At 39.9% G+C, this 13,178-nt stretch carries 11 protein-coding genes; 4 read left to right on the plus strand and 7 right to left on the minus strand.

Annotation, left to right across the window (positions count from 1 at the left end):
* Positions 1-31 precede the first annotated feature (31 nt).
* Positions 32-670, minus strand: coding sequence for a hypothetical protein (locus H9564_RS02995; protein ID WP_191684059.1), 639 nt, complete (start codon positions 668-670; stop codon positions 32-34).
* Positions 667-1,545, minus strand: a complete 879-nt coding sequence (locus tag H9564_RS03000) for a DegV family protein (RefSeq protein ID WP_191684060.1) — start codon at positions 1,543-1,545, stop codon at positions 667-669. The genes H9564_RS02995 and H9564_RS03000 overlap by 4 nt, the downstream gene beginning before the upstream one ends.
* A gap of 207 nt (positions 1,546-1,752) precedes the next feature.
* Between H9564_RS03000 and H9564_RS03005 the strand changes: the two genes are divergently transcribed.
* Positions 1,753-3,441: an NFACT RNA binding domain-containing protein gene (locus H9564_RS03005; RefSeq protein ID WP_191684061.1), complete on the plus strand. Its 1,689-nt coding sequence runs from the start codon at positions 1,753-1,755 to the stop codon at positions 3,439-3,441.
* A gap of 129 nt (positions 3,442-3,570) precedes the next feature.
* Complete coding sequence (locus H9564_RS03010) at positions 3,571-4,329, plus strand: Abi family protein (RefSeq protein ID WP_191684062.1); 759 nt, start codon at positions 3,571-3,573, stop codon at positions 4,327-4,329.
* Between the two features lie 268 nt (positions 4,330-4,597).
* Here H9564_RS03010 and H9564_RS03015 read toward each other — a convergent pair whose 3' ends face one another.
* The 5 genes from H9564_RS03015 to H9564_RS03035 form a co-directional block, all read right to left on the minus strand.
* Positions 4,598-7,087, minus strand: a complete 2,490-nt coding sequence (locus H9564_RS03015) for an ATP-binding protein (protein ID WP_191684063.1) — start codon at positions 7,085-7,087, stop codon at positions 4,598-4,600.
* The gene (locus H9564_RS03020; RefSeq protein WP_191684064.1) at positions 7,087-8,169 is read right to left on the minus strand and encodes a carbamoyl phosphate synthase small subunit; all 1,083 of its coding nucleotides are present in this window, start codon (positions 8,167-8,169) and stop codon (positions 7,087-7,089) included. Before H9564_RS03020 ends, H9564_RS03015 begins: the two co-directional genes overlap by 1 nt.
* A gap of 132 nt (positions 8,170-8,301) precedes the next feature.
* Positions 8,302-9,183, minus strand: a complete 882-nt coding sequence (locus tag H9564_RS03025; protein ID WP_225209529.1) for an RluA family pseudouridine synthase — start codon at positions 9,181-9,183, stop codon at positions 8,302-8,304.
* A 32-nt stretch (positions 9,184-9,215) separates the two neighbouring features.
* The gene (gene lspA, locus H9564_RS03030; RefSeq protein WP_191684102.1) at positions 9,216-9,662 is read right to left on the minus strand and encodes a signal peptidase II; all 447 of its coding nucleotides are present in this window, start codon (positions 9,660-9,662) and stop codon (positions 9,216-9,218) included.
* 8 nt (positions 9,663-9,670) lie between these two features.
* Positions 9,671-10,063, minus strand: a complete 393-nt coding sequence (locus H9564_RS03035) for an EbsA family protein (RefSeq protein ID WP_191684066.1) — start codon at positions 10,061-10,063, stop codon at positions 9,671-9,673.
* 35 nt (positions 10,064-10,098) lie between these two features.
* On the opposite strand from H9564_RS03035, the gene H9564_RS03040 reads away from it, so the two are divergent.
* Both H9564_RS03040 and H9564_RS03045 read left to right on the plus strand, forming a co-directional pair.
* On the plus strand, positions 10,099-10,488 hold the full coding sequence (locus H9564_RS03040; protein WP_191684067.1) for a ribonuclease HI family protein: 390 nt from the start codon (positions 10,099-10,101) through the stop codon (positions 10,486-10,488).
* Between the two features lie 118 nt (positions 10,489-10,606).
* Positions 10,607-13,141, plus strand: coding sequence for a M1 family metallopeptidase (locus tag H9564_RS03045; protein ID WP_191684068.1), 2,535 nt, complete (start codon positions 10,607-10,609; stop codon positions 13,139-13,141).
* Positions 13,142-13,178 lie beyond the last annotated feature (37 nt).

A 13,178-nucleotide genomic window follows, 5' to 3' on the forward strand; every position in this document is an offset into this window, starting at 1 on the left:
AATGACTTTCCAGACTCTTTTTATACGTAATTTATTTTTGATCGTCATGATCCTTTTTCCGGTGCTTATTCATGTCGATAATCACTGAATCATTTGAGGGATTATGACTATCATCGGGGCTGCTTACTTTTGGTAACCACTTTTTATTAATATATAACATAAAAATACCAATTGGTGGAACCAGTAAGGCATAACAGAGTCCCGTTAATAATGACGTTGGTAATGCTAAGCGAGCAATTTCAAACATTCCGTTACTGCTTCCTGTGAATCGCCACCCTACAATTAGATAGGCGATTTCCAGTAAAATAAGAATAATTAAACCACTACCAATACCAATCGTGATCATCTGCTGGTGGCGTAATTCTTGAGACCTTGCTTGTTGCCACCTAACTACCCAACCGCTAAAGAGGGTTGTCAGAGCGGTAACTACAACAGTGAGCCAATAACTTTGACCAAAAGCTAATAAAATCAACTGCGAAATTATTACTAGTAATGCCGAATTTAGCATCCCAAATATTGGAATGACAGTGACCGCTAATAAAGCTGTGAGTGGAGCAATAATTGTTCCACTTGGCAAAACACCACGTAAGTCAAGTGGTGACAACAGGCAAATCACTAATAAAATCACGAACCATGTAACAATATGAAATAAGCGAATCTTTTTCATCATGCTAAAGGCTTCTTTTCTGTATCTTGTAACCAGGCAAGTGCTAAAGCTCCTTGTCCTAAGTGAACTCCAATTACAGGACCAAAGTATGATAATTCAAACTTAATATCAGGATGTTCCTCTTGGAGTTTATTCATCCATTTTTCCCCTGCTTCTTTATCGTTAGCGTGCAGAACGATCGCCCGTACCGGATAGTCCAACTTTTCAATTGATTCATTAAAGAGTTGTTCACAACGCGCCTTAGCCTTCTTCATCGACCGGACCTTCTCAAAGGCTTCAATATCATGATTAGGGTTATCAAATGAAAGGAGTGGCTTGATCCTTAAAATTGAACCAACAAAGGCTGAAGCGTTAGAAAGTCTTCCACCACGTACCAGGTTTTGTAAATCATCAACGACAAAGACGTCGCGAAAAGTACTCCGCAATTCCGTCAATTTTTTAACAATTTCATCAATATCCGCACCCTGCTTAGCCAACTTAGCAGCTTCAATTGCAAGATATCCCATCAATTTAACTGTAATTCCGGAATCAAATGGCACAATCTTGATTGTATCCTTCATTTGTTCAGAAAGTTGGGTAATATTGTTGAGAAATCCTGAAATTGTCTTTGCAAGATGGATACTAATTACAGCATCATAGCCTTCATCCGCAAGCTTCTGATAAAGTTCCATCATTTCACCAATTGAAGGTTGAGATGTGCTGGGGAAGGTACTGGCAGTCTTTAACTGCTTATAGAACTCCTCAGTAGTGATATTAACACCCTCACGGTAAGTTTTACCGTTAAGGGTAAACGGAATTGGTACCACATGAATATTATTGGCTGCGATCTCTTCTTGAGTAAGATAGCAGGTACTGTCAGTCACAACAGCTATTTTCATTAATACTACCTCCATTAGAATGTTGTTATTTGATAATTAAAGAACAATTGCATAGTAAAGGTATTTTAACAACATCGTAATAGATATAGAATACCACATCAATGTACAGAAACCAACAATCCTGATTCTTTGAATTGTCTATTTTCCGAAACAAACGGTATAATAGTAATCGCTATGCAAAACGTTAAAATGAGGAGGAAATAGATAATGGCATTTGATGGTTTCTTTACCCACGCAATCGTCCATGAACTTAATGAAACTCTTGCAACTGGACGAGTTGCTAAAGTTAATCAACCCTACCCTGCAGAATTAATTATGACCATTCGGGCACACCGTCATAATTATTCCCTGCTTCTTTCTACTAACCCAACATATCCTAGAATGCAAATTACTAAAATTGCCTACCAAAACCCTGCAGTTCCAAGTAATTTTGCCATGACAATGCGTAAATATTTAGAAGGAGCAATTCTCGAATCGATTGAACAAGTTGATAATGACCGGATTATTAAAATGAGCTTTAATACTCGAGATGAACTTGGTGATCGGCAACGACTTGTCCTAATCACAGAAATAATGGCTCGTCATAGTAATATTTCACTAGTTAATGAGAAAACGGGTAAGATTATCGATACGATAAAACACGTTGGCTCTGACCAAAATCGTGTTCGTCTCTTGCTTCCTGGTGCTACTTTTATTATGCCACCAAAACAGGACAAGATTAATCCATACCTCCCTAACCAAATTTATACAGACTTAATGCGGGAGAAATTAAGTGAAGATGATTTAGCTAAACAGTTACAACGCAGCTATCAAGGTTTAGGGAAACAGTCTGCCCAAGAACTAGCACGTGAACTACAAGCTAGTTCAGACTTACCAACTACTTACCATACCTTCCTTAAGCATTTTGAAAATCCTGATCCCGTAATCTATGACGATAATAACGGGAAGCAACAATTTGCCGCCTTTGCACCAAGCAATATTAAGGAAGAACAAATTACCCATTATGATACCCTTTCAGTAATGCTGGATGCTTTTTATGCCCAAAAAGCTGAACGGGATCGCTCAAGAGAATTAGCAGGACAAGTTCTCCGTGTTCTTCATACTGAACTAAAAAAAGATCGGCGAAAGGTTAAGAAACTAAACCAACAACTAGCAGATGCGGCTAAAGCTGATTATTACCGGATTCGTGGTGAAATTTTAACCACCTATTTAGGAAAGCTAACTCACGGGATGACTGAAATCACCCTCCCAAACTTCTACGATGATAATAAGCCGCTAAAAATTAATCTTGATCCTGAACTATCTCCTTCAAGAAATGCCCAGAAGTACTTTACAAAGTATGACAAGTTAAAGACTTCGGTTAGTTATGTTAAGGAGCAATTAAAGTTAACTAACGACGAAATTGACTACCTTACTAATATCGAAAGCCAAATTGATCTTGCTTCACCCGCTGATATCCAAGAAATTCGTTTAGAGCTTCAGCAGCAAGGTTACTTGAAGCAAAAGCGACAAAAGAGTAAAAAACGGCGGAAAGTTCGGGTAAGTAAGCCCGAAGAATTCCATACTAGCAACGGAACCACGGTCCTTGTTGGAAAAAATAACCTCCAAAATGATCGCCTGAGTTTCAAGATTGCGAACAAAAATGATATCTGGCTACACGTTAAGGATATTCCTGGCTCTCACGTTATCATTCGAGATAGTAATCCAGATGACCAAACCCTCCTTGAAGCAGCACAGCTAGCTGCCTACTTCTCAAAAGGGCGGGATTCAGATAACGTTCCTGTAGACTATCTTCCTGCAAAACGACTTCATAAACCAAATGGTGCCAAGCCTGGTTTCGTTACCTTTACGGGGCAGAAGACATTATATGTGACACCACATAAGCTTGATAAATAACTATTAGGATCTTCATTGACAAAAAAAATTAGCTAGTAGAATAATGGTATGGAAGAGCGATAGATACCCTACGGGGCCTATTACGGAGAACAAACCTTCATTCTACTAGTTGAATGGAGATTTTTCTTTTTGGAAAAAGAATTTAAATCGCTATATCAACAATTAGAAATTCTAAAAACGCGTGGTATTAACATTTCTGATAACTATAAGGCCCAAGATTATTTGCTTACTAATAATTATTACAATATCATTAATGGCTACAGTAAACCGTTTTTAAAGAAAAGAGAAAGGTACTTACCTAATACTCAATTTAGTGAAATAAAATATCTATACTTTTTTGATGAAGAAATTAAGCGATTACTATTTCATGGAATTTTATTAGCCGAACATCATGTAAAATCAGTCTTTGCTTACCGTTTTGCCGAAGCATATCCACATAAAAAATTTGCTTACTTGGATGTCAATTCTGTTGATCATAGCAAAAGTATTTCCATTGCATATATTGTTAATAAACTGAATCAAATTATTAAGAAAAATAGACGGTATCAAAATAATTCCATTAATCACTATCTTCAACGCTATCAAAATGTTCCAATTTGGGTTCTTGTTGATTTTATCGATTTTGGTGAACTGCAAACACTTTTAAATGTATTAAAGAAGCCAATTCAAAATAAAATTGCTAAAGCTCTGACAAAATTTATAAAGGATAACATCCAAGGGTTTGAAGGTGTATTTCCTCCAGAAACAATGTTGTCCCTCATTGCAAATATTCATGAGGTGCGAAATATTTGTACACATAATAAACGGTTGATTTATTTTAAATGTCGTGAAGATTCAGTTTTCTTTTCACCTCTGGATACTAAATATAATATCCGTCCTAATAACTAGCGAAGAGATATTTATACTACTTTTATTAGCTTGCAGTGTTTCTTAAGCAAAACTGAATTTGCTGAGTTAAACAATAGTATTAGGAAAAGAATGCGTCAGATTTTAACTAAACAAATTCATACTATTAGTACCAACTCAATTATTCAACTATATGGTTTTCCTGAGGACTGGTATAAATTTTCGCCATTACCACAATAATTACTTATATATAAAAGGATGAGGCCAAAAAAATCTAAATGTTTTTGGCCTCATCCTTTTATATAATCTTTTAATCCATAAACTGAATTTCTGCTCCAATTACTTTATCTGGGCTAGGAGTTTCCTCAGTCTTCATATGAAGAGATTCAAATGGGAAAGATGCCCGATAGATTGCGGTTCCACGTGGTTGTGGAATTTCCACACTAGCAAGATTAAAGGTTTCATCACTGACAACTTGACCCAACAATGCTGGCAAGTTAATTCCAAGCGACTTTGACAGGAAAGCAACTTCTGGAAGACTAACAGATTGGATAGTGAGTGCTTTATATTCCATCCCCTGTTGTTCAAAGACAACTTGGTAAAATCCTGGATTAACTTGTTGCTCAATAACATTCTGGGCCTTATTTTGCAGCTGCGTTAATTCAGCATTTGATATTTCAGCTGGCAACCGTAAATTAACCATCTCGTAATCAAGGTTAATAGCAGACTGCAAAGCAGCTGTTGAAGTAAGGAACTTAGCAGTGTTACCGTCCCAAAGATAGTCAAGGGCTAATAACTGGTTTGACTTTGGCTTAAGGTTACCCAACCGATCATCGGGTAAAGTAATGACTTTACTTTGCAAATCATACTTCTTCAATGTCTCTAACAGGTTTGTATAACTAGCAGGAATAAAAATTAACTGTGGTTGGTCAATTTCCACGACTGAGAGCACGTTTTCTGCCGAAGCAGGTTCAATATACCGCTTATCAGCAATTAGAGTATTGAGGGTGACCGAACTTGGGTTACAATTCATGATAATCGTGTGGTAATTTTGCCGGTGAAGTTGCATCATCATGGACGCAACGAAGAAATCCCCAGCATTACTTAAGCCAAGCCGTAAGCCTCCAGTCCCAATAAATAAAGCACTTGGCTGTGGCAAGGTCAAAGCCTCATTTTCATCCTCATACGCTGAATAGAAAGTCTGGGTGTGTTGATCAAACTCGCCAGCAGATGGTTCAACTTCTTTATACTTTACGGTAAGGTTATGATCCTGCATCATTTGATAAACCTGTTTAGGTGTTGTTTCCCAGAGCTTCGCGATTAATTGGTTACTGAGGCCATTATGCTTGGCCTTAACCAGTACCGGTTCTTTTCCAGGATGCTCAATTAATTCTCCAATCAATTCCTTCATCTTTGAGAGTTGGTCAAAGTAAAATGGGTCAATCTTGGTCATTTCGACTAACTCGTAAGCAGTGTATCCCCGACGCATTGCTTCTAGAAGGGAAAATAGCCGGCCGGCATGTGGATGAACTAAACGATCAATTAACTCGTCTTCGGAAAGTTTTGCCTGTGTTTTAAGATGGAAATCTGTCGGTTCATGGTAACGGGATTCAATCGCCTTAAATAGGGCTTCTGCTGGGTTCCTCCCAATCCCAAAGACTGTCCCTATGGATTTCTTTTCTGTTCCTAATAATTGTTTTTGTGATTGTTCAGGACTAAATCCCCAAACTGGTACCCGGGCAGCAATATGATCCATTACGGGTTCGACCAATGCGGCATGTTTAGCAAAACCAGGGCCAAGATCAATTTCTCGCAAGGTCTTACCTAAATAAAGCTGCGCACTAACCATTGCTATCGGGTAACCTGTCGACTGAGCAACAAAGGAAACCATCCGGTCGAAGTACGGGCTACTCTTAATGACATAGAAGTGATCACTAACGGGGTCTAAAGCAAACTGAATATGGTTAATCCCAACAATCCGGAGTTTCCGGGTAATTGCAAACGCAACATCTCGCATATCTTGAATTTGCCGATCGAGAAGTGTCTGAGCCGGATTAAAGGCAATTGAATCACCCGCATGGATTCCAATTGGATCCATGTCTTCAACCATTCCCAGCATCATCATCGTTCCTGACTTATCTCGCTGAACAACCACTTCAATTTCCTTATAGCCAGCAAGACTTTGTTGAACATAGACTTGCCCTGCTCGTGATTGACTCAGGCACTTACTAACAGCAGTTGCAAGTTCACTTTGGTCATGGACAATCTGCCGAGTACTCGTAATCTTCGGTAAAACAGAGCGAATAATGACAGGGTAACCAAGTTTATTGGCTTCTTCTAGCGCATCCGGATAATTATTTACGGTTGAGATCTTTTTCATTGGTGCATCCATTCGACGCAAAGTTCGTTCAAGAAGAATTGGGTTATTAACTTGACGAACAGTCGCTTCTGGAATACCAAGAAGTTTGATTTCCTTTTCCCGCAGGATCCCCTTTTCCATTAATTCCTGAGTAAGGAGAAAAGCCTGGCGGTTACCCAATGTCGGCAAGATTGCTTGGGGATGGTACTGATCAATTAACGCGATTAGGTGATCAACCGTCAACGGGCCAATTGAAGAATAATCAATCACGGAAGAATCATTTAAACTATAAGAAAAAGGATTATTATCTGCCAAAATGGTAGTAACTCCTGCACGGTGGAGGTAGGTTGCAACCTGATAAGTTGCTGAATCAACTTCATCCCCATGCTGGATGTTATTAGGGCCGGCACCGATAATTAAAATTGACTGTTGCTTTTCCACTAACGCCGTTCCTCCTTCCGCTTCATAGTATCGATAAATTCATCAAATAGGCCGTCTGTTTCATCAGGACCAGGTGCCCCATCCGGGAAAAACTGGACGGAAAATGCTGGATATTGGCGATGACGCAATCCCTGGACACTGCTATCAATCATGTCAGTGTAAGTAACGAATAACTTTGAACGATCAACCGTACTCCAATCAACTGTGTACCCTTCTGACTGATTAGCATAAACAATGTGATCGGTAATAATTTCTTTAATTGGGTGATTCATCCCGTGATGCTCTACGCATAGGGGAATTACCTGCGCACCGTTAGCTAAGGCAAACAGTTCGTGACCTAGACCGATTCCAAACAGCGGAACCTGCTCCTGAACTTTGCGGATCATTTCAAGGACTGATGACTTTACATAGTGGGGATCCCCCGGGCCGCTCGAAAGAACTACCCCATCAGGATCAAGGCGCAAAATTTCATCAGCTGATGCGTTATACGGCAACACGGTTACGTTGCATTTTCGCCGACTTAGTTCCCGTAAGATCCCGTTTTTTAACCCAAAGTCAACTACAACGACACTCATCCCCACACCAGGGTTGGGGTAGGGCTTAGGAGTAGAAACCTGTGCTACCTGCTGGTTAGTTAAAACGGTAGCGTGAAGCTGATCAAATGCGTGATCATCGGGAACTGGAACAATACTTCCCTTAAGTGGTTTGCCCGCATCACGAAGTTTATGGGTAATTGCCCTAGTATCAATATTAGTGATTCCTGGAATATTCATTTGTTTCAAATATTGATCAAGGGTTAGTCGTCGAATATTATCTGTCGCAACATTCGATAGTGAACGAACAATTACTCCCTTAATCGTAGGAACAATTGATTCATAAATATTTCGTTGAATCCCATAACCACCAATATTGGGCTGAGTAAAAGTTACAATTTGATTATCATAAATCTGGTTAGTAATAATTTCCTGGTAACCCGTCATGCTTGTATTAAAAACTACTTCACCAAAGGTTACCGCTGGTGAGCCAAAGCCATCTCCAGCAAAGGTGGTTCCATCTTCAAAAATTAGGTAGCGTGCTGCCACAGCGCTCACTCCTTTTCACCGCATCTATTTCCCTCACTATTATATAAATGATCGGAAGCGTTTCAAAGCGATATTAATTAAAAAAGCTTAGTAATTTTATTTAAAATAACTTACTAAGCTTTTTGGTTAATATTATGATGGCCGATCAGTTTTTTCTAAGTGATCAATCATTTTTTGAAAATAATCTGGAAGTTCTGAAGTAAAAGTCATTTGCTCTCCGGTCCGGGGATGTTTAAAGCCAAGAAGACGTGCATGCAAGTACTGACCATTACCTGGAAGGGTCTTTCGTGGCCCATATAATGGATCACCTGCCAAGGGATGTCCAACGTATTTCATATGAACCCGGATCTGGTGGGTTCGACCGGTTTCTAATTTGCAACTAACAAGCGTGTAGTGAGCAAATCGTTCCAAAACCTTAAAGTGAGTTACAGCATGGCGCCCATCTTCAACGACTGCTTGTTTTTTACGGTCTTTCTTTGACCGTCCTAAAGGAGCATCAATTGTCCCCCGCTCTTCCTTGATCACACCATGGACAAGTGCTACATACTCCCGCTGGTTTGTCTTAGCCTTTAACTGGGCCGCAAGTGAGCGGTGAGCTCGATCGTTTTTAGCAACCATCAAGAGTCCCGATGTATCCTTATCAATCCGGTGAACAATTCCGGGACGAAACTCCCCATTAATTGTTGATAATGGCGAATGATAAAGCAAGGCATTAACTAGGGTATGGTTGGGATGACCAGGCGCCGGGTGAACGACCATGCCCTGGGGCTTATTCACAACGATCACATCATCATCCTCATAAACGATATCTAAGGGGATGTCCTCTGGTTCAAGATCGATCTTTTGTGGTTTTTCAGGCTCAACAACCACTTCATCACCAACAGTCAATTTGTACTTTGGCTTAACTGTAGCACCGTTAACCGTAACATTACCATCCTCAATCCACTTTTGTAATTGGGAACGGGAAATATCAGTCAAGTGATGAGCTAACTCCTTATCGATCCGTCCAGTCATCGATGAATCAGTCGTTAAATTTAATTTGTCTGTCACTTTTCTTCATCCTCACGAAGTACAATAATAATTAGTAAAATTACACCAACAGTTAAGCACATATCAGCCACGTTGAATACTGGAAAATTAACCGGTAAGAACTCAAACATATCAACTACATATCCCTGAAGCAGACGGTCGATGAAGTTACCAATTGCCCCAGCAAGAATTAAGCTCAAGCATAACAAAATCTCGTGGCGATTACGGAAACGCCAGAAACAATAACCAACTCCCCCAATAACGACAATGGTAACAATACCAAAGAAAAGTTGCTGACCCTGAAACATACTCCAAGCAGCGCCATAATTATGGAGGTTCGTTAGGTCCATAATTCCGGGAATAAAATATTGACTATGGTTTAACGCAATATTAGTGGTAACCCAAATCTTCAACCACTGATCCAGGCAAATCAGTACTAGTACCAATAAAAGGTAGCCAAACATAAACACGCCTACCCCTCCTTTAAGTGATCTAGTGCCAATTTGAGCCGCCGAATTGCTTTTGCGGAAAAGGCAAAATTAAAGACTTCCCCATTAACGGTAAATGAAACAGTATGCTTTGTAAACTGTGGCTGGCGAATATCAACTAGTGGAATCACCAGGTAGTCTTTTTGCAAGATTCGACTAAAAACCATTTTACTAGGAGTGATTACAACGGTTCGCCGAAAGATTCCTAAAAGCGTTACAATAATAAATAACAAAAAGAAAAGAGCCGTTAACCATTGGAAATGGGTAATCTCAAGCCAGATAACTAGCCCAGCGATAAAAATTAAAAAAGTCCAACACCAGCTAATAATGGTAGTAGTTAAATTGGGTTGGTAAAAGTAACGAGTTTCTTCTTCCATAAAAATATTCCTTTCAAAATGAGGTGAATCATTCGATGATTAAAATTTATACTGATGCTGCTACTAAAGGAAATCCTGGACCAACCGGACTCGGGATCCTGATTGTTGATCAGCACCACCAGCAACAATTGTCGCAAACGCTTAAATCTGCCACTAATCATGAAGGCGAGTTTACGGCCGCAATCGCTGGTTTTCAATACTTAGTTAAACATTATAACCATAACGAAACAGTTTTATTCTATACCGATAGTCGACTGCTAAGCGACGCGATTGGTAAAAATTATACAAAACATTATCAATCACAATTAACAACGCTTAACCAACTGCTCAGTCAATTTTCAACTGTTGTTACACAATGGGTTAGTGAACGAGATAATCATGGTGCCCACAACCTAGCTAACCAAGCTCTGCAAAAGCTTGAGTGAATCGCCCACTATTATAGCAAATTTTAGGTTAAGGTGCTGTTCAATTCAGCTAAAAGCAAAGTTGGGTTATAATATCAAAGTATATGCTAAAACAATTTAGTAAAGGATTGGTGAATTTATGTCAACAATAAAGCGTCTTTACGAAAAGTTTCAACCTTCTCATTACGATATCTTTCTTGATATCAACCGGGAAAAGAAGACCATTACTGGTAAGACAACCATTACAGGAAACGCCAGTGAACAGCAAATTAGTGTTAATCAAAAGTTTTTAACTGTTTCATCTGTTAAAGTCGGGGGAAAGGATGTCCCGTTCACTGTTGATAATGATGAAGAAACAATTAACATCACCCTACCAAAAGCTGGCGAAGTTACATTAACAATTGATTACTCAGCTCCCCTCACTGATACCATGATGGGAATTTACCCGTCATACTACAAGGTAGATGGGGAAAAGAAACAAATTATCGGGACCCAGTTCGAAACAACTTTTGCTCGCCAAGCCTTTCCGTCCGTTGATGAACCTGAAGCAAAAGCTACCTTTAGCCTTGCTGTTAAATTCGATGAACATCCTGGTGAAACCGTCATCGCCAACATGCCTGAGGATCATGTTTCAGATGGTGTTCACTACTTCCAACCAACTGTCCGGATGTCAACCTACCTGGTTGCCTTTGCTTTTGGTGAACTTCAATCCAAGAAGACCACAACCGAAAGCGGCGTTGAAGTCGGTGTCTTTGCAACAAAAGCTCACCAACCAAAAGAACTTGATTTTGCCTTAGAAATTGCTAAAAAGGCAATTGAATTTTACGAAAAGTTCTACCAAACACCATACCCACTTCCCCATTCATGGCAATTAGCACTTCCTGACTTCTCTGCCGGAGCAATGGAGAACTGGGGCTTAGTAACCTACCGTGAAGCATACCTCCTGCTTGATCCAGATAATACTTCACTAGACATGAAACGCCTGGTTGCCACTGTAATCACCCACGAATTAGCTCACCAATGGTTTGGTGATCTGGTTACAATGAAGTGGTGGGACGACTTATGGTTGAATGAAAGTTTTGCTAACATGATGGAATACGTGGCGGTAGATGCCATCCACCCAGAATGGAAGATTTGGGAACTCTTCCAAACTTCCGAGGCTCCAATGGCCCTTCAACGAGATGCTACTGATGGTGTTCAATCCGTTCATGTCCAAGTTAACAACCCTGCTGAAATCGATGCCCTCTTTGATGGAGCAATCGTCTATGCTAAGGGTGCACGGATGTTAGTAATGGTTCGGGCACTGATCGGGGACGATGCACTACGTAAAGGACTTAAGAACTACTTTGAAGCCCATAAATACCATAACGCTACCGGGGCAGATCTTTGGGAAGCTCTTGGAAAGGCGTCACAACTTGACATCGGTGCTATTATGCAATCATGGCTTGAACAGCCTGGTTATCCAGTTGTTGAAGCTAAAATTGTTGACGGTCAACTACAGCTAAGTCAAAAGCAATTCTTTATTGGCGATGGTCAAGATGCAGGACGCTTATGGCAAATTCCACTAAACGCTAACTATAAAGTTGCCCCACAAATCATGAAGGAGCAAACAATTAACCTTGGCGATTACCAAGAATTACGGCAAGAAAATGGTAAGCCATTTAGACTCAACGTTGGCAATAATTCTCACTTTATTGTTAAGTATGATCAAACTTTGATGGATGATATTCTCGACCACCTTGATGAACTTAACGCCATCGACCAGCGTCAATTACTCCAAGATTTCCGTCTCTTAGCCGATGGTCAACAACTGTCCTATGCAGAGATCATTCCACTCTTACCACGGTTTGCTGATAGCCATTCTGAAATTGTTAATACTGCCCTTTATGCAATCGTAAATAAGTTAAAGCAATTTGTTACTCCAGATAGCGATGAAGAAAAGGCTCTCAAACAATTTGTTGGTCAATTAAGTGCCAAGCAGGTTCAACGGCTTGGTTGGCAACCACAAGCTGGCGAATCAAATGATGACCAATTGACCCGGCCAATCGTTTTGAGTGCTGCCCTTTATGCTGAAAACAAGGATGCAATCGAAGCAGCCCACGAGATCTTTACTAAGAACCATGCACAATTAGAGAAGCTACCTGCCGATATTCGGCCACTGGTAATTCGGAATGAGGTTAAACACTATGGAAGCAAAGACCTCTTTGCAGAATTATTGGAAGATTATCGTGAAACAACTGATGCTAGTTATAAGAGTGACCTTAACGGAGCAATTACCAGTACAACGGATCATTCATTAATTGCTGAGCTAATTAATGAATTTGAAAATGCCGATACCATTAAGCCACAGGATCTTCGTGGCTGGTACCGGAACATCCTTGCGAATAATGATGGTCAACAAGCCGCTTGGGATTGGATCCGTAATGACTGGGACTGGCTTGAAAAGACCGTTGGTGGTGATATGGAATTTGCAACCTACATCACCGTTACCGCCAATATCTTCCATACTCCTGCACGGCTAGCAGAATTCAAACAATTCTTTGAACCAAAGATTAATACTCCTGGATTAACGCGGGAAATTACCATGGATATTAAGGTAATTGAAGGAAAGGTTAACCTTATCCAAACTGAAAAGGGTGCGGTTATTAAGGCTCTTAATAAAGCGATTGCTTAATATAAATTTTGATCCTATCAAATAAATAAGGGTGATA

This window comes from Limosilactobacillus avistercoris, assembly GCF_014836425.1.
Lineage (GTDB): Bacteria > Bacillota > Bacilli > Lactobacillales > Lactobacillaceae > Limosilactobacillus > Limosilactobacillus agrestimuris.